Annotated in this window: 17 protein-coding genes and 1 tRNA gene; 11 read left to right on the forward strand and 7 right to left on the reverse strand. The window is 68.5% G+C overall.

Features of this window, described 5'->3' with window-relative positions; translation table 11 throughout:
• Window positions 1-35: 35 nt before the first annotated feature.
• From Q1B08_RS09770 to ligD, 6 genes are all read left to right on the forward strand, one after another.
• Window positions 36-1,688, forward strand: coding sequence for an alpha-glucosidase (locus Q1B08_RS09770; RefSeq protein WP_299817600.1), 1,653 nt, complete (start codon window positions 36-38; stop codon window positions 1,686-1,688).
• 9 nt (window positions 1,689-1,697) lie between these two features.
• The gene (locus Q1B08_RS09775; RefSeq protein WP_299817602.1) at window positions 1,698-3,338 is read left to right on the forward strand and encodes an alpha-amylase family protein; all 1,641 of its coding nucleotides are present in this window, start codon (window positions 1,698-1,700) and stop codon (window positions 3,336-3,338) included.
• A gap of 301 nt (window positions 3,339-3,639) precedes the next feature.
• The gene (locus Q1B08_RS09780) at window positions 3,640-4,392 is read left to right on the forward strand and encodes an SDR family oxidoreductase (RefSeq protein ID WP_299817604.1); all 753 of its coding nucleotides are present in this window, start codon (window positions 3,640-3,642) and stop codon (window positions 4,390-4,392) included.
• Window positions 4,389-4,511 (forward strand): hypothetical protein, encoded by a 123-nt coding sequence (locus Q1B08_RS09785; protein ID WP_299817607.1) that lies wholly within the window; start codon window positions 4,389-4,391, stop codon window positions 4,509-4,511. The genes Q1B08_RS09780 and Q1B08_RS09785 overlap by 4 nt, the downstream gene beginning before the upstream one ends.
• Window positions 4,512-4,585: 74 nt before the next feature.
• Window positions 4,586-5,446: a Ku protein gene (locus tag Q1B08_RS09790; protein ID WP_299817609.1), complete on the forward strand. Its 861-nt coding sequence runs from the start codon at window positions 4,586-4,588 to the stop codon at window positions 5,444-5,446.
• 1 nt (window position 5,447) lies between these two features.
• Complete coding sequence (gene ligD, locus Q1B08_RS09795; protein WP_299817611.1) at window positions 5,448-7,865, forward strand: DNA ligase D; 2,418 nt, start codon at window positions 5,448-5,450, stop codon at window positions 7,863-7,865.
• 446 nt (window positions 7,866-8,311) lie between these two features.
• Here ligD and Q1B08_RS09800 read toward each other — a convergent pair whose 3' ends face one another.
• From Q1B08_RS09800 to Q1B08_RS09820, 5 genes are all read right to left on the reverse strand, one after another.
• The gene (locus Q1B08_RS09800) at window positions 8,312-11,449 is read right to left on the reverse strand and encodes an efflux RND transporter permease subunit (RefSeq protein WP_299817613.1); all 3,138 of its coding nucleotides are present in this window, start codon (window positions 11,447-11,449) and stop codon (window positions 8,312-8,314) included.
• 3 nt (window positions 11,450-11,452) lie between these two features.
• Complete coding sequence (locus Q1B08_RS09805; protein ID WP_299817615.1) at window positions 11,453-12,760, reverse strand: efflux RND transporter periplasmic adaptor subunit; 1,308 nt, start codon at window positions 12,758-12,760, stop codon at window positions 11,453-11,455.
• A gap of 252 nt (window positions 12,761-13,012) precedes the next feature.
• Window positions 13,013-13,954, reverse strand: a complete 942-nt coding sequence (locus tag Q1B08_RS09810; protein WP_299817617.1) for an ABC transporter substrate-binding protein — start codon at window positions 13,952-13,954, stop codon at window positions 13,013-13,015.
• A gap of 32 nt (window positions 13,955-13,986) precedes the next feature.
• Entirely contained in the window at window positions 13,987-14,994 is a 1,008-nt protein-coding gene (locus Q1B08_RS09815; protein ID WP_299817619.1) for an ABC transporter permease, read from the reverse strand.
• A complete protein-coding gene (locus tag Q1B08_RS09820) occupies window positions 14,991-16,583 on the reverse strand; it encodes a sugar ABC transporter ATP-binding protein (RefSeq protein WP_299817621.1) in 1,593 nt (530 codons plus the stop codon). The genes Q1B08_RS09815 and Q1B08_RS09820 overlap by 4 nt, the downstream gene beginning before the upstream one ends.
• A 97-nt stretch (window positions 16,584-16,680) precedes the next feature.
• On the opposite strand from Q1B08_RS09820, the gene Q1B08_RS09825 reads away from it, so the two are divergent.
• From Q1B08_RS09825 to Q1B08_RS09835, 3 genes are read left to right on the forward strand one after another with little or no spacing between them, the layout of a single operon-like run.
• Window positions 16,681-17,730, forward strand: a complete 1,050-nt coding sequence (locus Q1B08_RS09825) for an aldo/keto reductase (protein WP_299817833.1) — start codon at window positions 16,681-16,683, stop codon at window positions 17,728-17,730.
• On the forward strand, window positions 17,720-18,151 hold the full coding sequence (locus tag Q1B08_RS09830; protein WP_299817623.1) for an RbsD/FucU domain-containing protein: 432 nt from the start codon (window positions 17,720-17,722) through the stop codon (window positions 18,149-18,151). Before Q1B08_RS09825 ends, Q1B08_RS09830 begins: the two co-directional genes overlap by 11 nt.
• Entirely contained in the window at window positions 18,148-18,969 is an 822-nt protein-coding gene (locus tag Q1B08_RS09835; protein WP_299817625.1) for an amidohydrolase family protein, read from the forward strand. The genes Q1B08_RS09830 and Q1B08_RS09835 overlap by 4 nt, the downstream gene beginning before the upstream one ends.
• Before the next feature lie 30 nt (window positions 18,970-18,999).
• Here Q1B08_RS09835 and Q1B08_RS09840 read toward each other — a convergent pair.
• Window positions 19,000-19,086, reverse strand: a tRNA-Leu gene (locus Q1B08_RS09840).
• A gap of 130 nt (window positions 19,087-19,216) precedes the next feature.
• On the opposite strand from Q1B08_RS09840, the gene Q1B08_RS09845 reads away from it, so the two are divergent.
• Window positions 19,217-20,203, forward strand: coding sequence for a complex I NDUFA9 subunit family protein (locus Q1B08_RS09845; protein ID WP_299817627.1), 987 nt, complete (start codon window positions 19,217-19,219; stop codon window positions 20,201-20,203).
• On the opposite strand, the gene Q1B08_RS09850 is transcribed toward Q1B08_RS09845, so the two are convergent.
• The gene (locus tag Q1B08_RS09850) at window positions 20,198-20,998 is read right to left on the reverse strand and encodes an undecaprenyl-diphosphate phosphatase (protein ID WP_299817629.1); all 801 of its coding nucleotides are present in this window, start codon (window positions 20,996-20,998) and stop codon (window positions 20,198-20,200) included. The genes Q1B08_RS09845 and Q1B08_RS09850 overlap by 6 nt on opposite strands.
• Window positions 20,999-21,207: 209 nt before the next feature.
• Between Q1B08_RS09850 and Q1B08_RS09855 the strand changes: the two genes are divergently transcribed.
• Complete coding sequence (locus Q1B08_RS09855) at window positions 21,208-22,743, forward strand: NAD(P)-dependent oxidoreductase (protein ID WP_299817631.1); 1,536 nt, start codon at window positions 21,208-21,210, stop codon at window positions 22,741-22,743.
• Window positions 22,744-22,837: the final 94 nt, after the last annotated feature.

Genomic DNA, 22,837 nt, shown 5'->3' on the forward strand with positions numbered 1-22,837 from the left:
TTGCGTTGGGCGCCGCCCGCCCTATGGTTGCCGGAATGGACCCTGCGACCGCACCCTGGTGGACCCGCGCCACCGCCTATCAGATCTATCCGCGCAGCTTCGCCGACAGCGACGGCGACGGGATCGGCGACATCCCCGGCATCGTCTCGAAGCTCGACTATCTCGAACGGCTCGGCGTGGGCTTCGTCTGGCTCTCGCCCGTCTACGCGTCGCCCATGTGCGACAACGGCTACGACATCGCCGATTACCGCGCCATCGCGGCCGAGTTCGGGACGATGGAGGACATGGACAGGCTGATCGCGGAGGCCCGGGCCCGGGGCATCGGCATCGTCATGGACCTCGTGGTGAACCACACTTCCAGCGAGCACGAGTGGTTCCGTAGCGCAACGGGCGGGCCGGACGCGCCTTATCGGAACTACTACGTCTGGCGTGACCCGGCGCCGGACGGGGGGCCGCCGAACGACCTGGAATCGAGCTTCGGCGGCCCGGCCTGGAGCCTCGATCCGGGCGGATCGGGGCAATACTACCTGCACCTCTTCGATCCCGGCCAGCCCGACCTAAACTGGCACAATCCCAGGATGCGCGCCGACATCCACGCGACGATGAACTGGTGGCTCGACCGCGGGATCGCCGGGTTCCGGATGGATGTGATCGACCTGATCGGCAAGGAGGTCGACGAGGGCGTCACCGCGAACGGCCCGCATCTGCACGCGCATATCCGCGAGATGATGGCGGCCACCGCGCAGGGCCGCGACATCGTCACCGTGGGCGAGGCCTGGAGCGCAACGCCGGAGAACGCGCTTCTTTATTGCGGGCGGGATCGCGACGCGTTGTCCATGGTGTTCCAGTTCGCGCATGTTACCCGCTTCTGGGACGACGCGCACGGGAAATGGGAGCCGCATCCGATCGAGCTCACAGGGCTCAAGGCCGTGTTCGACCGCTGGCAGGCGGCGCTCTCCGACGACGGGTGGAACTCGCTTTTCTGGAGCAACCACGACCTGCCGCGGGCCGTGTCGACCTATGGCGATGCGCGCGAATGGCGGGTGCGGTCGGCCAAGATGCTCGCAACCGTCCTGCACCTGATGAAGGGCACGCCCTATATCTATCAGGGCGAGGAGCTCGGCATGACCAATGCCGGTTTCGACGACATCTCGCAGTATCGGGATGTCGAGACGCTGAACCAGCATCGGCTGATGCGCGCGGCCGACATGTCCGAGGCGGAGTTTCTCGCCGGCGCGCGACGGTCGAGCCGCGACAACGCCCGAACGCCGATGCAGTGGACCGACGGGCCCGAGGCCGGCTTCACGACCGGCACACCCTGGATCGGGGTCAACCCGAACCACGCCACCATCAACGCCGCCGCGCAGGAGGATGATCCGGACTCCGTCCTTGCTTATTACCGCCATCTCGTGCGGCTCCGGCGCGAGCACGACATCGTGGTCTTCGGCAGCTACACTCCGATCGCGCCGGACCACCCGAACGTCTTCGTCTATCGCCGCGACCTGGAGGGTCGCGCCCTCGTCGTCGTCGCCAACTGGACGGCGGAGGAGGTGGCCTTCGATCCGCCCGGCGGGATGGAGGCCGAGGGTCGCTGTCTCGTGGGAAACGTGGCGCCGCGCACGCGGATCGACGGGACCGTGACGCTCGCCCCCTACGAGGCTTTCGCCATTCTGTACGAACCCGATTGAGGCCTCCGCATGCTCGACCTGTGGTACAAGAACGCGATCATCTACTGCCTCGACACCGAGACCTTCATGGACTCGAACGGCGACGGCGTGGGCGATTTCCAGGGGCTCGCCGACCGGCTCGACCATCTGGAGGCACTGGGCGTCACCACGATCTGGCTCAACCCGTTCTATCCGACGCCGAACAAGGACAACGGCTACGACATCTCGGACTTCTACTCGGTCGACGCGCGGCTGGGCAGTCTGGGCGACTTCGTCCACTTCATCCGCGAGGCGCGTCATCGCGGGATGCGCGTTCTGGTCGACCTCGTGGTCAATCACACCTCCATCGAGCATCCCTGGTTTCGGGCGGCCCGGTCCTCGCCCGACTCGCCCTATCGGGACTGGTACGTCTGGTCGAAGGAGAAGCCGGAGGACATCGCCAAGGGCATCATCTTCCCCGGCGTGCAGGAAGCGGTCTGGACCTACGACGAGACGGCGCAGGCCTGGTACATGCACCGCTTCTATCAGTTCCAGGCCGACCTCAACATCGCCAACCCCGCCGTGCGCGAGGAGATCGAACGGATCATGGGGTTCTGGCTGGAACTCGGCGTGTCGGGCTTTCGCATCGACGCGGTGCCGTTTCTCGTCGAGTACAAGGGTCTCGACGAGGAGCCGGACCGCGATCCGCTGCTGCTCCTGTCGGAGATCCGCGACTTCCTGTCCTGGCGGAAGGCGGAGGCGATCCTGTTGGCGGAGGCCAACATCGTCCGCGATAAGGCGCCCAAATATTTCGGCGGCCGCGGATTCGAGACGGACGAGCGGATGCACATGCTGTTCGACTTTCCGCTCAACCAGGCGATCTGGCTCGCCATGGCGCGGGGCGATGCCGGGCCGATCGAGGAGGCGTTGCGCTCCCGTCCGACCGAACCCCCGCTACAGGCGCAATGGGCGACATTCCTGCGCAACCACGACGAGCTGTCGCTCGACAAGCTCAGCGAGAGCGAACGGCAGGAGGTTTTCGACGCCTTCGGCTCCAAGGAGGACATGCGGATCTATGACCGCGGCATCCGTCGGCGGCTCGCGCCCATGCTCGGCGGTGACCAGCGACGCATCCTGCTCGCGCAATCCCTGCTCTTCGCGCTGCCCGGCACGCCGGTCCTGTGGTACGGGGACGAAATCGGAATGGGCGAGGATCTGTCCCTTCCGGAGCGAAATCCGGTGCGCACGCCGATGCAATGGGCCGACGAGCCGGGCGGCGGGTTTTCCACGTCCGACGCGCCGGTGCGTCCGCCGGTGGCCGACGGTCCGCTCGGCTACCGGCAAACCAACGTCGCGGCGCAGCGGAACCGCCACGGCGCGCTGCTGACGGAGGTCCGATCGCTGATCGACACGCGCCGGGCTTGCCCCGAGATCGGCTGGGGCGAATGGAGCCTCGTGCCGGACCTCCCCCATGGCGTGCTCGGCCTCAGAAGCCGGTGGAAGAACGGGGAGATCGTCACGCTGCACAACCTTCGCGACGAAGCCATTCAGGTCGCGGCGGCGGAGCTGGCTTCCGGATCGCTCACCGAATTGCTGCAGCCGAGCGCGAAGGGTTCACGGGTTGAGACCGACGCGGTCGAACTCGAACCCTACGAATATCGCTGGTTTCGCGTTGGCGGGGAACGACGCTGAATGGGCCGGAGCCCGGAATTGCACAAGTAAGGGTTTCCTCACCTTTACGTGACGATTAATTTCCGTTAAGTTATTTAGTGTCTCGTATCGGTCAGGACGAGTTCCAACGTTTCAGTGCGTATCCAGTTCCCTTGACCGTGGCCTGCGCGTCCTCTGGCTCCGCCAGATGTCGCGCAGGCTTTTTTGCGGGACCAGTTGCGGAGCGTCTCGTGCGGATACAAAGCCGCCTGAGACCCGTATTCCCGTTGCGGGCCAGCGGATGCCCGGCCTACCTTCGGCCTCGATCCATAGGGAGGCTGCCTTGCCGTTTCACGACCAGACGATCCTGCTGACCGGGGCGACGGGAACCATAGGGGTGGAGATCGCCCGCTGCCTTGCCGCCGACGGGGCCCGGGTGCTTCTGCACTACGTCTCGAACGCGGACGCGGCGGAGCGCTTGGCGACGGAGATCGGTGGCGGCGCCCGCGCCCTGCGCGCCGATCTCACCGACCCCGTCGCGGCGACCGCGCTCTGGGAGGATGCGGTTTCGCTGGCGGGGCGCATCGACGGGCTGGTGAACAATGCCGCGATCCGCAGCGAGCTCACGATCGATGCCGACCTCGACGCCTGGCACGCCTACTGGGCGCGGGAGATGCAGGTGAATTTTCAGGCAGCGGCCGACCTGACCCGCGCCGCGATCCGGCACTTCCTCGAGACCGGCGGCGGGCGAATCGTCAACATGGGCTCCCGCTCCGGGCAGCGCGGATACACCGCGGACGCGATGGCCTATGGCTGCGGCAAGGCCGCGCTGATGAACCTGACCAAGACCGTGGCGCGCAATTTCGGGACCGAGAACATCCATTGCGTCGCCATCTCGCCCGGCTGGGTCCGCTCGCCCATGGCTGAGGCCTACATCGCCGAGAACGGGGAGGCGGCCGCGCTCGGGGAGATCCCGATCCGCGCGCTGGCCGAGCCGGCCGAGGTGGCGCGTGCCGTGGCCTTCGCACTCGACCGTCGCAACGTCTCGCTGACCGGGGCGGTGATCGACATCAATGGCGCGAGCTACCTGCGATGACCGGCACGCCGTGCGAGTTCGTCGACCGGCGCGCGCGCGACGCATTGCTCGTCTTCGACGCAGCAGCGTTCGGGTGCGGCTCGCTGCTGGAGATCGCCGGGTCACAGACCGTGACCTGACGGCAACGGCCGCCGTCCGGCGCAGAACCAATTGGACCGTTGCGGCGTTTGTCCCGGATTCGGAGGACGACGTCATGGCATCCCGTGCAGTCTGGAAAGGACAGCTCCGTCTGTCGTTGGTCGCGATCCCGGTGGAAATCCACAGCGCCACGCGGTCCGGCGCGCGGATCAGCTTCCGTCAGATTCACGAACCCACCGGCAAGCGCATCCGCTACGAAAAGACGGTCGCGGGCGTCGGTCCGGTCAAGAGCGACGAGATCATGAAGGGCTACGAGGTCGGCGACGGCGAATACCTCCTCCTGCAACCCGAGGAAATCGACGCGATCAAGCTCGAAACCAAGAAAACTCTGGAACTCGTGCAGTTCGTCGGCGCCTGCGAGATCCCCCCGCTCTATTTCGACAAGCCCTATTACATCGTCCCCGCCGACGACCTGGCCGAGGACGCCTATCGCGTGGTCCGCGACGCGCTTCGCGCGACCGAAAAGATCGGGCTCGGGCAACTCACGATGCGGGGCAAGGAATATCTCTGCGCCATCAAGGCCTCGGGCGACGGTCTGGTGATGGAGACGCTGTTCTACGCCGACGAGCTGAAGGAGGCGGATCCGTTGTTTCATGACATCGAGGACGAGCCTGCCGACGAAGAACTTCTGGACGTCGCGACCCAGCTCATCGAGCGCAAGACGGCGCCTTTCGACGCGGCAAGCTTCGAGGACCATTACGACGCCGCCCTGCGCGCGCTGATCGAGTCGAAGCGCAAGAACAAGAAGACGAAGCGCGCGAGCGCCACCGGCGACGGCGGCGGAACGGGCGACGAGGGCAACGTCGTCGACCTGATGGCCGCGTTGAAGGAAAGCCTCAAATCCGACAAGGGCGGGAGCAAGGCCAAGGACGCCGCCGCGAAGAAGGGGACCTCCGGCCGCAAGAAGTCCGCCTGACATGACCAGCCTCGACGCCTACCTCGCCAAACGCGACTTCGACCGGACCCCCGAGCCGCGCGATGCCGGCAGCCCCGAAGGCCTGGCGTTGCGCTACTCGATCCAGAAGCACGACGCGACGCGCCTGCATTTCGATCTGCGTCTCGAATGGGAGGGGGCGCTGCTGAGCTGGGCCGTCACCCGCGGGCCGTCCCTCGACCCGAGGGAGAAGCGGCTCGCGGTCCGCACGGAAGACCACCCGATCGGCTATCTCGGCTTCGAGGGCGTGATCCCGGAGGACAGCTACGGCGCCGGCCGCGTCATGCTCTGGGATCTCGGCCATTGGCAGCCGCTGGAACCGGCCGCGAAGGGATTGGCGAAGGGCCACCTTTCCTTCGCGCTCCACGGGCAGCGCCTGACCGGCCGGTGGACGCTCGTGCGGATGCGGCGCGAGGGCAAACGCGAGAACTGGCTCCTCATCAAGGGTCGCGACGAGGCGGCGGGCAAGCGCGATCCGGTGCGTCGCTACACCCGGAGCGTCGGCACGCGCCGGACCATGACCGCGATCGGCCGGGGGGACGCGCCCGGCGATCCGCCCGCGCGCAAGGCGTCCGCGCCCAAGGTGCCGAAGCCGCAGCTCGCCACGCTGACCGACGACCTCGCCGACCCCGAGACGCATTGGCACGAGCTCAAGTTCGACGGCTATCGCGCGCTCGTGCCCATCGGGAAGGGGGGCGCGCGCATCCTCACCCGAAGCGGCCTCGACTGGTCCGACCGTTTCGCGCCGCTCCTGCCGGCCTTCGAGGATCTGCCTTGCGATACCGCGTTGATCGACGGGGAGATCGCCGCGGGCGCGGGCCTGAGCGGCTTCGGCACATTGCAGAAGGCGATAAAAGCGGGCGGGCCCTTCACGTTTCAGGCCTTCGATCTCCTGCACCACGACGGCGAGGATCTCGCGGGCAAGCCGCTGGAGGTGCGGCGGGCGGCGCTTGATGCGCTCCTGAAGGACGCGCCGCCGCTTGGCCTGCTGCAGGCCTCGCCGGTGATCCGGGGCGCGGCGGACGAGGTCTTCGCGGCGATCTGCAAGGCCGGTGGCGAAGGGCTGATCGCCAAGCGCCTCGACACGCCCTACGCATCCGGCCGCTCACGCGACTGGCTGAAGGTCAAGTGCGAGCAGCGGGCCGAGTTCGTCGTGGTCGGCTGGCAGCGGAGCGACAAGCGCAGCCGTCCCTTTGCCTCCCTCGCGCTGGCCGCACGCGACGGGGAGGCCCTGCGCTACGTCGGCAAGACCGGCACCGGCTTCGACGCCGACGCGATGCGGGAGGTGGCCGACAGGCTCGCGCCGCTTGAACGCGGGACCGCGCCGGTGAAGGCCCCCCGCGACGAGGCGCGGGGCGTGGTCTGGGTAACGCCCGAACTCGTCGCCGAGGTCAAATACGCCGAGATGACGGGCGACGGGCGTCTGCGGCAGGCGGTGTTCCTCGGCCTGCGCGAGGACAAACCCGCGGGGGAGGTTCGCATGGAAAAGACGGAAAGGAAGAGCGACGCGAAATCGGACCGGCCCCGGATCGCCGGCATCGCCGTCAGCTCCACCGAGCGCGTCGTCTTCCCCGAGGCGGGGATCACGAAGGGCGATGTGGCGGAGTATTACGCGACCATGGCCGACCGCATCCTCGACTGCGTGGCCGATCGCCCCGTCTCTCTCGTCCGCCTGCCCGAGGGGCTGGAGGGCGAGCGGTTCTTCCAGCGCCATGCGGGCAAGGGATTCCCCGACGCGGTGAAGGTGGTGGAGATCGAGGAGAGCGACGGCGAAACGAAACCCTACATCTACCTCGACAGCGCCGCCGGCCTCGTCGGCGCGGCGCAGATGGGCGCGGTCGAGTTCCACGTCTGGGGCGCGCGGCGGGACCGGATGGATCGGCCCGACCGGATGGTCTTCGACCTCGACCCCGACGATGGGGTGGGTTTCGCGAAGGTCCGGGACTCCGCCGCCCACATCCGCGACGTGCTCGCGCGGCTGGGCCTCGAAAGCTGGCCGCTCCTGACCGGGGGCAAGGGCGTGCATGTCGTCGTGGACCTGCACCGCTCTTCGAGCTGGGACACGATGAAGGGCTTCGCGCAGACCTTTGCCACGCATCTCGCCGAAGCCGAGCCCGACCGCTTCACGGCGAAGATGTCGAAGAAGCGCCGACAGGGGAAGATTTTCGTCGATTGGCTCCGCAACGAGCGCAGTTCCACCGCCATCGCGCCGTTCTCGCTCCGGGCCCGGGCCGGGGCGCCGGCGGCCGTTCCGGTGACATGGGACGAGCTCGCGAAGGTTCGAAGCGCCGCTGCCTTCGACATCCGCTCCGCGCAGGACCGCGATTGGCCCGACCGACCGGGTCCGCAGCGCATCACCGGGACGGTGATCGCGGCCTTCGAGGAATGGGTGGCCGGCTAGACCGCGTCCTCGCTTCCCGAATATTCCTGCCAGTCTCCCCGCTGGGCGATCCGGGTGGCACTCCCCTACGGGCGCGGGCAAGCTCGGCCCCCATCGCGACGCGCTGCGCGAGATGTGGGGGCGAACGCGGACATCACGATGCCGGAGTTAGCCTGCGCGCTGGAAGACGCGACCGGCGTGCAGACGGCGCCTGCCTCGCTGCGCCGGGCGCTGTGCCGCTGGGGGTTCAGGGTCAAAAAAGTCGCTGATCGCCACGGAGACCCGGCGGCCCGCGATCCGGCAGGCCCGGCGGGACCGGGTCCGCCGGCGCCTGCCGCGAATGCGGACGGAGCCGCATTGGCTCGTCTTCGTGGACGAGACCAGCGTAAAGACCAACCTCATCCGCCTGCGCGGCAGAGCCTCCTGGCCGTTCCGGACGGGCTCTCGGTCCCGCCCAGACGGCCACGTCACTCTGCCGGCTGGTCCGCCCCCTCGGCGGTGGCGGGACGGTCGACCTTCTTGCCGCCGAAGACCCGCATCACCACCGAAAAGAAGAGCGGCACGAGAAGCACGCCCAGCACCGTGGCCGAGATCGTCCCGCCGAGGACGCCCGCGCCGATGGCGTTGCGCCCGCCCGCCCCGGCCCCCGAACTCAGGACCAGCGGCAGCACGCCGAGCGAGAAGGCCATGGACGTCATGATGATCGGACGGAACCGCTGCCGCGCGGCTTCTTTGATCGCCTCGAACCGCGGCTCGCCCGCGTTCATGCGCTCGCGGGCGAACTCGACGATCAGGATGGCGTTCTTGCCGGTCAGGCCGATCACCGTGAGCAGGCCGACCTGGAAGAACACGCCATTCTGGTAGCCCCCGAGCCACGCGCCGACCAGCGCGCCGAGCACGCCGATGGGCATCGCGAACATCACCGCGAAGGGGATCGTCCAGCTTTCGTAGAGCGCCGCCAGCGACAGGAACACGGCCGCGAGCGAGAGTGCGTAGAGAAGCGGCGCCTGGTTGCCGCTCTCGATTTCCTCGAGCGAGAGGCCGGTCCAGGCGATGTCGTAGCCGTCGAGCTGCGCGACCAGACGTTCCATCTCCGCCATCGCCTCGCCGGAGGAGACGCCGGGCGCGGGAGATCCCTGGATCTGCATGGCCGGCACGCCGTTGTAGCGGTAGATGCCCTGTGCGCCTTGCGTCCAGTTGCCGGTGGCGAAGTTCGAGAACGGCACCAGTTCGCCGTTCGCGTTGCGGACGCGCCATTGCTCGATGTCAGACGGCGTGCTCCGGGCCTCGGCTTCGCCCTGAACGTAGACCCGCTTGATCTGGCCGCGGTCGACGAAGTCGTTCACGTAGTTGCCGGCCCAGGCGATGGAGAGGAGCGTGCTCACATCGGTCGCCGAAACCCCCATCGCACCGGCCTTTCGCCAATCGATGTCGATGTTGTACTGCGACGCCGGCTCCAGCCCGTTCGGCCGGGCCGAGGCGATGAGCGGGCTCTGCGCGGCCATGCCCAGAAGCTGGTTGCGCGCGTCGTAGAGCTCGTCGTTGGTCTGGTTGAGGCGAGCCTGCAGGTAGAAGTCGAAGCCGGACACGTTGCCCAGCTCGATCACGGCGGGGGGCACGATCGGGAACACCATGCCGTCGCGGATCTGGCTGAACGCCCCGAAGGCGCGGCCCTGCAGGGCCTGCACGGATTGATCCGGCGCGGTGCGTTCCTCCCAGTCCTTCAGGCGGACGAAGGCGAGGCCCATGTTCTGGCCGGCACCGGCGAAGCTGAACCCGGCAACGCCGAAGACCGACTCGACGATGTCGCCTTCCGCTTCGAGGTAGTACGACTCGACCTGTTCCAGCACGTCGATGGTCCGGTCGATGGTTGCGCCGGTCGGGGTCTGGATCAGGGTGAACATGATCCCCTGATCCTCGTCCGGCAGGAAGCCCGTCGGCGTGCGCAGGAACAGAAAGACCATGCCGACCGCGAGCGCCACGTAGATCAGGCCCACCCGCAGGGGGCGCCGGATGATCCAGCCCACGCTGCCGGCATAGCCCCGGAGCGTCCCGTTGAAGCCCCGGTTGAACCAGCCGAAGGGGCCGCGCGTCTTCGCATGGTCGGATTTCTTCAGGAGCGTCGCGCAGAGCGCGGGCGTGAGGGTGATCGCGACGACGACGGAGAGGGCCATCGCCGAGACGATGGTGACCGCGAATTGCTGGTAGATGACGCCGGTCGAGCCGCCGAAGAACGCCATGGGGACGAACACCGCGGACAGCACCATCGCGATACCGATGAGCGCGCCGGTGATCTGACCCATCGACTTGCGCGTCGCCTCGCGCGGGCCGAGCCCGTCCTCCTCCATCACCCGCTCGACGTTCTCGACCACAACGATGGCGTCGTCCACGAGCAGGCCGATGGCGAGCACCATGGCCAGCATGGTCAGCGTGTTGATGGTGTAGCCCGCCGCGGCCAGCACGCCGAACGTGCCCAGGAGCACGACGGGCACGGCGAGCGTCGGGATCAGCGTCGCGCGCCAGTTCTGCAGGAACAGGAACATGACGAGGAAGACGAGCACGATGGCCTCGCCCAGCGTCTTGACGACCTCCTCGATGGAGATCTCGACGAAAGGCGTCGTGTCGTAGGGGATGACGTAGTCGATCCCCTCGGGGAAACTCCGGGCGAACTCCTCCATCCGCTGCTCGACCGCGGTGGCGGTGTCGAGCGCGTTGGCGCCGGAGGCGAGGCTGATCGCCATGCCCGTCGAGGGCGCGCGGTTGAACCGGCTCTCGGTGCTGTAGTTCTCGGCGCCGATCTCGACCTCCGCCACGTCGTCGAGAAGCACGAGGCCCCCGTCGGTTTCGGCGCGCAGCACGATCTGACGGAAATCCTCGGGGGTCGAAAGGAGCGATTGCGCGGTGATCGTGGCGGTCAGGGCCTGATCGGAGGCGGTCGGGCGGGTACCGAACGCGCCGGCCGAAATCTGCGCGTTCTCCTCGCGCACGGCGGCGACGACATCGCTGGGGGCGAGTTCGAAGGCGGCGAGCTTGGACGGGTCGAGCCAGATCCGCATCGCATAGGGCGAGCCGAAGACCTGGACGCTGCCGACCCCTTCGATCCGGCTGATCTCGTCGACGATATTGCTGTCGAGATAATCGGACAGATCGGCCTGATCGTAGGTGCCGTCCTCGGAGATGAGGGCCACGACCTGCAGAAAGCCCGAGGCGGACTTCTCGACCGTGATGCCCTGCCGCTGCACCGGCTCGGGCAGGAGCGGCGAGGCCTGCGCGAGCTTGTTCTGGACCTGAACCTGCGCGATGTCGGCGTCCGTTCCGGTCTCGAAGGTCAGTGTGATCTGCGTGGTGCCGGCGGAGGAAGAGGTCGAGGAGAAGTATCTCAGCCCGTCCAGCCCGGTCATCTGCTGCTCGATGACCTGCGTCACAGTGTTCGCGAGCGTTTGGGCCGAGGCGCCAGGATAGGTCGCCGAGACGGTGACGGTGGGCGGCGCGATCTGCGGGTACTGCGCGACCGGCAGGTTGAAGATCGACAGGATGCCGACGCCCATGACGAAGATGGAGATGACCCAGGCGAAAACGGGCCGGTCGATGAAATAGCGTGACATGGTCTATCCGTCCTCGCCGGCGGTGGAGGCGAACTTCGGCGTTGCCGCAGCGGCCGTCCCCGCGGGCGCGCGTGCGGTGTCGGTGGCGCCGGTCGCCTCGGATGCGGGGACCGGTGCGGCGTCGGCGGGCGGCGGGCCTTTTGCGCCCTCGGTCGGCGCGTCGTCCGCGGGCATCGTCGCGGCGGCCGGCGTCTCCTGGGGCGACTCGATGCTTTCCCGTTCCTCGGGTGTAACCGTTGCACCGGGAGCGACGTTCTGGCCGCCCGCGACGATCAGGCGGTCGCCCGCCTCGAGCCCTTCCTGAACGATCCAGTCCGACCCGCGATCCTGCAGGATGGTCAGCGCCCGCTGTTCCACGACGCCGTCCGCATTGACCACGAGCGCGGTCGGATTGCCCCGGCGGTCGCGGCTCACCCCCTCCTGCGGGGCAAGGAACACGTCGTCGACGGTGCCGGTCGGCATATCTACCTGTACGTACATCCCGGGCAGGAGCAGACCGTCGGGATTGGCGAATTCGAGGCGCAGCACGACGACTCCGGTGGTCTCGTTGACATGCGGCTCCGCGGCGGTCAGCTCGCCTGTCTGTTCGTAAAGCGAGCCGTCGGCCAGCGTCAGCCGCACCTCGGTCGCCATGCCCGCGCCGCCTTCCATGCGGCGGCGGCGCCACGTGAGCAACTCGGCGGCGGACTGGGTGACGTCGACATGGACGGGATCGATGTCCCGGATCACGGCGAGCGGCGTGGCCTGGCTCGCCGTGACGAGCGCCCCCTCGCTGGCCTCCGAGAACCCGATCGTGCCGGACAGGCGCGCCCGTACTTCCGTGCGGTCGAGCTCGAGCTCGGCGGATTCGAGCTGCGCGTTCGCAAGCTCCAGTGCGGCGGCGGCGCTGTCTCGCGCGGCGACGGCGTCGTCGCCGACCGCGGCGCTGCTGATGCCGCGCTCCTGCAACGTGGTGATCCGCCCGGCCTCGCGCTCGGCGGCGCGGAGCTGCGCCTCGGCCTGACGGACGGACGCGCTGGCCTGTGCGACGCCGGCCTCGTAGGTGGCGGGATCGACGCGGTAGAGAATCTGCCCTGTCTCGACCTCGGAGCCCTCCTCGAACAGCCGTTCAATGACGATGCCGTTGACCTGTGGCCGCACCTCCGCCTCGGACGACGGATGCACGCGACCCGGCAGCGTCGTGGTCAGCGTGACGCTTTGCGGTTGCAGCGTCTCGACGGTGACGGCGGGGGGCGGGCGATCCTGCCCTTCCTCCTGGGCGGCGACGGGAAGCACGAACAGGACGAGAGCGGCGACGGCGGAACGGAACATCAGGCAAATCCTTTGCACGCAAAACGACGCGGCCGGCTATGAATCCTCCACGCCGTCGCAAAACGGTCGCGATGGAACCTATAGCAGGCCCGTCATTTTGCAATTGCAACGCTGCTCCGCAGAAAGTGCGCGAGTGCACACTGCGTCCGCAGCGACGGCGTCGGCCGCGCGTGTTTGCCGGTCGTCCTCCCGCCCGTCAGATTTCGCCACGTCCGGTGCCACGGCCGCATCGGGCCATGGCACCGCGGTCCCTCACTCGTAGAGAACCTCCTGGATTTCGGGATCGTCGATGTTCGACTGGTCGTAGTAGTAGAAGCCGGTGTCGATCACCTCGGGCAGCTCCTCGCCGTTGATGGCGGCGACCGCGGCCTTCACCGTCTCGTAGCCGATGCCGATCGGGTTCTGCGTGATCGCGCCGGCCATGATTCCCTCCCGGATGGCGTCGATCTGCGCCTGGCCCGAATCGTAGCCGATCACCGTCAGCCCCTCGGCCCCCATCTCGCGCACCGCGTTGACGACGCCGATGGCGGAACCCTCGTTGGTGCCGAACATGCCGTCGAGATCGGGGTTGGCGGTCAGGATGGCCTTCGCCACCTCGGTCGATTGCAGCTGATCGCCGGCGCCGTACTGGACGGAAACGACCTCGATGTCCGGGTATTCGCTCTCCATCCGGTCGAGGAACCCGTCGCGTCGGTCGATGCCGGTGCGGCTTGTCTGGTCATGGGCGACGACGGCGACCTTGCCCGACCCGCCGATCAGCTCCGCCATCTTGTCGGCGGCGAGCGCGGCGGCGGCGACGTTGTCGGTCGTGGCCGTCGTCACCGGGATATCGCTGTCCACGCCGCTGTCGAAGGCGACAACGGGGATGCCCGCCTCCTGCGCCTGTCGCAGGAGCGGGATCGCCGCCTGACTGTCGAGCGCAGCGAAGCCGATGGCCGCGGGGTTGTTGGCGAGCGAGGCCGACAGCATGTCGATCTGGCGGTCCACCATCGTCTCGTTGTCCGGACCCTCGAAGGTGATGCGGACGCCTTCCTCCTCGGCGGCGCGGTCGGCGCCGGCCTTTACGGCCTGCCAGAACTGGTGCTGGAAGCCCTTGGAGACGAGCGGAATGAACGTGTCCTGCGCTAAGGCCGGCGGCGCGGCGAGCGCGAGGCCCAGGGCGGCGGCTCCGAGGAGCGTGCGGCGTGACAACATGATGGTTTCCTCCCTTGGTTGTCGTGGTCGTGTCAGGTCGCCCTGCGGCGGCGCATCATGTCGGCATAGACCGCGACGATGATGATCGCCCCGGTCACGACCGTCTGCCATTCCTGCGCGACCGAAAGGACACGCAGGCCGTTCGTGAGCACCGCCATGATCAATGCGCCGATGAGCGAGCCCAGGATCGAGCCGCGCCCGCCCGAGAGCGAGGTCCCGCCGATCACCACGGCGGCGATCGCTTCGAGCTCGTAGCCGAGGCCGAGGGCGGGCTGCGCCGAGTTCAGGCGCGACGCGATAAGCAGGCCGGCGATCCCGACGATGGCGCCCGAGAGCGCGTAGATCGCGATCTTCCAGCGGTCGGTGTTCACCCCCGAAAGCCGCACCGCCTCCTCGTTGGAGCCGAGCGCGAACGTGTAACGGCCGAGCACGGTACGCCCGAGCACCCAGGACGCGGCCGCGGCGACGAGGAACAGGATCAGCACGCCGTTCGGGATCGGCAGGGCCGGGAACACCGCGCCGATGATCGACCCGCGCGAGATCTCCGAGAAGCCCGGCGTGTCGTTGAAATAGATCGGCCGCGTCCCCGAAATCACGAGGCTCAGGCCCCGCAGGATCAGCATCATGCCGAGCGTGGCGATGAAGGGCGGGATCTTCATCTTGGCGACGAAGGTGCCCGAGCAGAGACCGCAAAGCGCCCCGGTGCCGATGGCCGCGAGCACGCCGAAGGGAAGCGGCAGGCCGGCATAGGTCAGCACGACCCCGGTGATGACGGCGCAGAACGTCATCATCGTGCCCACCGACAGGTCGATGCCGCCGGTGATGATGACGAGCGTGACCGCCACCGCGAGCACCCCGTTCACCGAGGTCGCCTGCAGGATCGCGATCATGTTCGAGGTCTGCATGAAGTTCGGCGAGGCGAGCGAGAAGCCGATCAGCAGGACGACGAGGCTGGCGAAGGCGAGCAGCCGCTGATGCGCCCCGCTCGACACCAGCCGGGCGAGCGCCGAACGCGGCCGGGTGGTCGTCGTCGCGGTCATGCCATCTCCTTCATGCGGGGCGCCGTGCCCGCCGCCGCGCCCTCGCGCCGTGTCGCCAGTTCCATGATCCGCTCCTGCGTGGTGCCGGCCCCTCCGGGCAGGATGCCGGTCAATCGCCCCTCGCACATCACCGCGATCCGGTGGCTGAGCCGCATCACCTCGGGCAGTTCGGAGGAGATCACGACGATCGCCCGGCCCTGCGCGGCCAGCTCTTCGAGCAGGGTGTAGATTTCCGACTTCGCGCCGATATCGATGCCGCGCGTCGGCTCGTCGAAGATCAGCACGTCGCAGTCGCGCAGGAGCCACTTGGCGATCACGACCTTCTGCTGGTTGCCGCCCGACAGGAGGCGCACGTCCTGCATGTCGGACGGCGTGCGGATGCCGAGGCGCGCGATGTAGTCCTCCGCGGTCCGCTTCATTCCGGCCTCGTCCAGCGTGCCGGCGGGGCCGGTGAAGCGCGTCATGTCCGCCATCGCGATGTTGGCGCGCACGCTCATGTCGAGGGCGAGGCCGAAATGCTTGCGGTCCTCCGAGAGGTAGCCGATCCCGGCCCGCACGGCGTCGTGCGGGCTGCGGATGTCGACCGGCCGGCCGGCCACGGCGATCTCGCCCGCATCGCGCGGGTCGGCGCCGAAGATCATGCGCGCGACCTCCGTGCGGCCCGCGCCCATCAGGCCCGCGAAGCCCAGGATCTCGCCCTTGCGGACCGAAAAGCTCACGTCGCGGATTTCCGTCCCGCGGCGAAGCCCGCGCACCTCCAGCGCGACCGGGTTGCCCGCGACGTCGGGGATGTCGGGCGCGGTCTGCGCGACCTCGCGCCCGACCATGAGCTGGATGATCCGCGAGAGCGGCGTTTCCGCGGCGTCGAGCGTGTCGATCCAGGCGCCGTCGCGCAGGACCGTGACGCGGTCGGCGATGCGCTTGATCTCGTCCATCCGGTGGCTGATGTAGACGATCCCCACGCCGTCCGCGCGCAGCTTGCGGATCACCCGGAACAGCTCCGCGATCTCCGCGTCGTTGAGCGCCGCGGTCGGCTCGTCCATGACGAGGACGCGCGGATCGTAGGACAGCGCCTTGGCGATCTCGATGAGCTGCTGGCGGGCGATGGTCTGGCCGCCGACGCGGGCGCGGGGGTCCATGTCCAGATGCAGGTCGGCGAAGATGGCGGCGGTGCGGCGGTTCAGCTCCGCTTCGTCGAGCCGGCCGAACCGGCGTCGCGGCTCCCGCCCGATCAGGACGTTCTGCGCCGCGGTCAGGTCGTTCATCAGGCTCAGTTCCTGATGGATGATGCCGATCCCGAGGGCTTGCGCCGCGCGCGGGCTGTCGGGGGCTGCGGGCCGGCCGTTAACGAACATCTCGCCACCGTCGCGGGCGTAGATGCCGGCCATGATCTTCATCAGCGTGGATTTGCCGGCGCCGTTCTCGCCCATCAGGGCGTGCACCTCGCCCGGGCGCAGGTCGAACCGGACGTCCCGAAGCGCATGCACGCCCGGGAACCGCTTCCCGATCCCCCGCATCTCGACAAGGTGCTCCACCCGCGACGGCCCTCCCAAACCCCTCGGGCGCCGCACGTCGCGACGCGGCGACATGCAAGCACTCCCGGAGGCCGGTGCCAAGGGTTCTCGTGCCTCTGGCTGCGCGGGGGCGGCCGCGCTAGGCTTCGTGGCGACGAAGGGGGGCGACGGCATGCGGGTGGACGAGACCGGATATCTGAACGGGCGAAGCGCTTGGCCGGTCAGACTGACGCGGATGGGATTCGGCGCCGCGCCGCTGGGCAACCTTTACCGCGCCGTGAGCGATGCCGACGCGCAGGCCGCGCTCGACGCGGCGTGGGGGGCGGGGATCCGCTATCTCGACACGGCGCCGCAATACGGTCTCGGCCGGTCGGAGATGCGGGTGGCGGCGGCGCTGGCGCGGTTCGGACGGGACGGGGTGACGCTGTCCACCAAGGTCGGTCGCCTGCTTGAGGATTGCGTGCCCGAGGACGTGACGCCGGAGGCCTTCGTGGACGTGCCGCAAAAACGCATCGTCTTCGACTATACCTATGACGGCGTTATGCGGAGCTTCGAGGCGAGCGCGAAACGGCTCGGCACGGAGCAGTTCGACATCCTCTACATTCACGACATCGACGCCGGCACTCACGGCGCGGCGGAGAGCGAGGCCAAACTGCGCGAGCTTTTCGCGGGGGGCGGCTACGCCGCGCTGGACGAGCTTCGCGGAAGCGGGACGGTCGGCGCGATCGGGGCCGGGGTGAATACCTGGCCGATCTGCGAGCGCCTGCTGGGCGAGGCCGATTTCGACGGGTTCCTTCTTGCCGGGCGCTACACGCTTCTGGAGCAGGAGCCGCTCGAGAGCCTGCTGCCGCTCTGCGTGGCGCGCGATGTCGGCATCGTCCTCGGTGGGCCCTACAATTCCGGCATCCTCGCCACCGGCGCGGTGGAAGGCGCGCGCTACGACTACGCGCCCGCGCCGTCCGGGATTCTCGCGCGGGTGCGACGACTGGAGGCGGTCTGCGCCGCGCACGACACGCCGCTCATCGCCGCCGCGCTGCAATTTCCGCTCGCGCATCCGGCCGTCAAATCCATCATCCCCGGCGCGGCGAACGCGGCCGAGGTGGCCGCCAATGTCGAAGTGTTCGAAACCGTCGTGCCCGATGCGCTCTGGGCCGACCTGAAGGGCGAGGGGCTGATCCGACCCGACGCGCCGATCCCGGGGGAGGTATCCCATGCTGCGTAACGTTCCACCGATCCTGTCGCCGGACCTGCTCTGGACCCTGCGCGCGATGGGCCACGGCGACGACATCGTCCTCGCCGACGCGAACTTCCCAGCCGAGGCGATGGGCGCGCGGTGCCACCGGCTCGACGGGATCCCCGCGACCGACGTGCTCGACGCGGTGCTCGCCGTGATGCCGCTCGACACCTTCGTGCCCGACCCGGCCTGCGTGATGCAGGTGGTGGACGACCCCGACGCGGTGCCCGAGGTTGTAGGGACGTTCCAGGATCTGGTGAACCGCCGCGCCGACCGGCCCGCGACGCTCGCCTCGCTGGAACGGTTCGCCTTCTACGAGCGGGCGCGCGGGGCCTTCGCCATCGTGCAGACCGGCGAGACGCGGCTTTACGGCAACATCATCCTCAAGAAAGGGGTGATCGCGCCGTGATCGTCGATGCGCACCAGCATTTCTGGCGACTCGACCGCGGCGATTACGGCTGGCTCACGCCGGAGGCGGGGCCGATCTACCGCGATTTCGGACCGGAGGATCTGCGCCCGCTGATGGCCGCGAACGGGATCGGCGGCACGATCCTCGTGCAGGCCGCGCCGAGCGCGGCGGAAACGACGTTCCTGCTCGACATTGCCGGGCGGGAAAATTTCGTCCGCGGCGTCGTCGGTTGGGCCGACTTCGAGCGCCCGGACGCGCCAGCGGAGATCGCGCGGCTTGCGGCCGACCCCAAGCTTGTCGGGCTTCGGCCAATGATCCAGGATCTCGCCGACGACGACTGGATGCTGCGTCCGGATCTCGCCCCCGCTTTCGAGGCCATGATCGCGCACGACCTGACCTTCGACGCGCTGGTCTTGCCCCGCCATCTGGGACGGCTTGCGACGCTGATGGCGGGGCACCCGGAGTTGCGGATGGTGATCGACCACGGCGCCAAGCCGCGCATCGCCGAGGGCGCGTCCGCCGACTGGGCCGCGGACATGACGCGCCTCGCGCGGGAGACGGCGGCCTTCTGCAAACTGTCGGGGCTCGTGACGGAGGCGGGGCCGGGCTGGACGCCGGACGACCTCGTGCCTTTCGTGGCGCATCTGCTCGACGCGTTCGGGCCGGACCGGATGCTCTGGGGCAGCGACTGGCCGGTGGCGACGCTCGCCTGCGATTACGGGACGTGGCTCGCGACAGCGCGGGACCTGGTGGGGAACGCGGCGGCGTGGCAAACGATTTCGGAGAAGACGGTCATCCGGGCGTACCGGCTACCGTGACCGGCCTCGTCCTGTCCGGGTGGTAGACCGTGGTGCCCAGGAGAAGACTCGAACTTCCACTCCCTTGCGAGAACTGGCACCTGAAGCCAGCGCGTCTACCAATTCCGCCACCTGGGCATCCACGGTGGGCGGTGCGTAGCCGCAGTGGAAATCGGTGTCAATCGGGCTGATCGCGAAAACCCGTGCCCTTGCCGGTCGGGACCGCCGGCGGTATCCGGAACCGACACGGATCCCCGGAGGAACGCCCATGCAGAAGCTCGTCACCATCTTCGGCGGTTCCGGTTTCATCGGGCGCTACGTCGCGCGGCGCATGGCCAAGTCGGGCTGGCGCGTGCGGGTCGCCTGCCGCCGCCCGAACGAGGCGCATTTCGTCCGCATGTACGGCAGCGTCGGCCAGGTGGAGCCGGTCTTCGCCAACATCCGCGACGACGCCTCCGTGGCCGCGGCGCTTACCGGGGCGTCGGTTGTGGTGAATTGCGTCGGCATCCTCGCGCCTTCGGGCCGCAACGGGTTCGACGCCGTGCAGGCGGACGGCGCCGCGCGGATCGCCCGGCTTGCCGCAGGGACGGGACTCGAGCGCATGGTGCAGATCAGCGCGATCGGTGCCGATGCCGACAGCGACAGCGACTACGCCCGGACGAAGGCCCTGGGCGAGGCAGGCGTGCGGGACCACATGCCGGAGGCCGTGATCCTGCGCCCGTCCATCGTGTTCGGGTCGGAAGACGAGTTCTTCAACCGCTTCGCCACCATGGCCCGCTGGGCGCCGGTGCTGCCGGTGGTGGGGGCGAACACGCGGTTCCAGCCGGTCTATGTCGACGACGTCGCGGCCGCGGCGGAGGCCGCGGCAGAGGGCCGGGTGCGGGGCGGTGTCTACGAGCTCGGCGGGCCGGACACCGAGACGTTCCGCGAGCTCATGCGCCAGATGCTCCGCACGATCCGGCGCCGCGCTTTGATCCTGCCGGTGCCGTTCTTCGGCGCGCGGATCATGGCCTGGGGGCTCGACCTCGGACAGACGATCACCGGGGGGCTGTTCCACAACGGATTGCTGACGCGCGACCAGGTCCGCAACCTCGCGCGCGACAATGTCGTATCGGGGAAGCATCCCGGTTTCGACGCGTTCGGCATCACGCCCACGCCCATGGAGGCGGTATTGCCCGGCTATCTCTGGCGCTTTCGTCCCTCGGGGCAATACGCCGAGATCAAGGACAGCGCGAAGAACCTGCGCAACCTATAGATAGACGTAGCCCAGCAGGACGAGCCCGAGAGCGATCCGGTAGATCACATAGGGCAGGAAACTGACCGAGCGCAGGAGCCGCATCATCAGGGCGAGCGCTGCCAGCGCGGCGAAGAAGGCGAAGATCGCCGCGATGCCCGCATCCCGAAGCTGCTCCGCGTCGCTTTCGCCGATCAGGTCGAGGCTGAGCAGCGCGGCGGAGGCAAGGATCGTCGGGATCGACATGAGCATCGCGAGGCGGGCGGCATCCTCCCGTTCGTAGCCCATCGCGCGCGCGCCGGTGATGCAGATCCCCGAGCGGGAAGTACCGGGGACGAGAGCCAACGCTTGCCACAGGCCGAGCTTGAGCGCCTGTCCCAGCGACCAATCCCCGAGCGTCTTCGTATCCGCCCCCCGCCGGTCGAACCACCACAGCAGGAGCCCGAAGCCGATCGTGGCCCAGGCAATCACCGCGACCGACCGCAGCAATTCGCTCAGACCTGTCACCGTGAGGAGCAGTCCGGCGACGATGACCGGCACGGTGGCGACCGCGAGGCCTGCCGCGAGACGCTCGTCCGGGCCCCATTGCCGCCGGGCGAGGCCGGCATATCCACGCAAGGCTCTTGCCACGTTGTCTCGGAAGTAGAGGATGACCGCGCCGAGCGTCCCGAAATGCAGCGCGACGTCGAGTGCCGTGCCCTGATCCGCCATGCCGGTCAGGACGGGCAGCAGGATCAGGTGTCCCGAGGAGGAGATCGGCAGAAATTCCGTCACGCCCTGCACGAGCGCGAGGAGGATGAGATGCCAAAGGGCCATGCGAGTCACCTGTAAGTTCGCCGCTCAATGCCTCACGGTGATGACAGGTTGAAGCCGTCGAATTGTTCCGGAACGGACATTATCCGTCGCGGCACATCGGACGCAGACCAGATTGACCGGCAACCTTTCCGATAATATGTCAATGGTGCTGTCTTTTTAATCCCCCCCGGTTCGCGTAGCGCGGCGGGGAGGCGTTTCGGGAGGGGTTCATGGCGAAAAGCAACATGCTCACGTTCGTGACGGTCGAGCGGCGGACGCCGGAGAAGCGGGAGGCGGAGAGCCGTCGGGTGGATTTCGGCGAGATCTACCGCGAGTTCGCGGCCGAACGGGCCGCCGAGCAGGCCGGCCGGTGTTCGCAATGCGGGGTTCCGTATTGCCAGTCGCATTGCCCGCTGCACAACAACATCCCCGACTGGCTCCGCCTCGTGGCCGAGGGGCGGCTGCGCGAGGCCTACGACGTCAGCCAGGCGACGAACACCTTTCCCGAGATCTGCGGCCGCATCTGCCCGCAGGACAGGCTGTGCGAGGGCAACTGCGTCATCGAGAAATCCGGCCACGGCACCGTCACCATCGGCGCGGTCGAGAAGTACATCACCGACACCGCGTTCGCGGAGGGCTGGGTGCCCCGGATCGTCCCGGTGGCCGAGCGCGAGGAGAGCGTCGGCATCATCGGCGCGGGCCCCGGCGGGCTGGCCGCGGCGGATATCCTGCGCCGCGCGGGCGTGCAGGTCACCGTCTACGACCGCTACGACCGCGCGGGCGGGCTGATGACCTACGGAATTCCCGGCTTCAAGCTGGAGAAGGACGTGGTGATGCGCCGCAACAGGCAGCTCGAGGAGGGGGGCGTGACGTTCCGCCTTCACTGCGAGGTCGGCCGCGACATCACCTTCGACGAGATCCGCGAGGCGCACGACGCGGTGATCGTCGCGACCGGGGTCTACAAGTCCCGGGATCTGCACGACCACGAGAACCACGACGCGCACGGGGTCGTGCGGGCCATCGACTTCCTGACCGCGTCGAACCGCAAGAGCTTCGGCGACGCGGTGCCGGAATTCGAGTCCGGCGAGCTCAGCGCGGAGGGAAAGCGCGTCGTCGTGATCGGCGGCGGCGACACGGCGATGGATTGCGTGCGCACCGCCATCCGGCAGGGCGCGACGAGCGTGAAGTGCCTGTATCGCCGGGACCGCAGCAACATGCCCGGCTCCCAGCGGGAGGTCGCCAATGCCGAGGAGGAGGGCGTCGAGTTCGTCTGGCAGACCGCGCCCGCGGGCTTCGAGGCCGGCGCGGGCGACGCCATCGCCGGCGGCGTGGCGCTCGGACCCGGCGCGATCGCGCAGGAGGACGAGCCTGTCGCAAATGTCCACCGCATCATCAGCGGCGTCACCGTGCAGCGGATGCGGCTGGGCGAGCCGGACACCACGGGTCGTCAGTCGCCCGAGGTGATCGAGGGCGGCGACTATGTGGAGGAGGCCGACCTCGTGGTGAAGGCGCTGGGCTTCGAGCCGGAGGAGCTGCCGACGCTGTGGTCCAAGCCGGAGCTTGAAGTGACGCGCTGGGGCACGATCAAGGCGGATTTCCGCACGCACGAGACCCCGCTCGACGGCGTCTACGCCATCGGCGACATCGTGCGGGGCGCGTCGCTCGTGGTCTGGGCCATTCGCGACGGGCGCGAGGCGGCGGAGGCGATCCTGACCAGGTTCGACGCGGCGATCGCGATCCCGCCGTCGCATATCGCGGCGGAGTAAGCCTTGATCCCCAGGCCCCCGAAGAGGCGCCGCGCCGTCGCGGGACGGAGCCGGCGCAGCTCTGCGTTCCGCGCATCGGCCACCGCCGCGGGGC

This window comes from uncultured Jannaschia sp. (assembly GCF_947494025.1).
Lineage (GTDB): Bacteria > Pseudomonadota > Alphaproteobacteria > Rhodobacterales > Rhodobacteraceae > Jannaschia.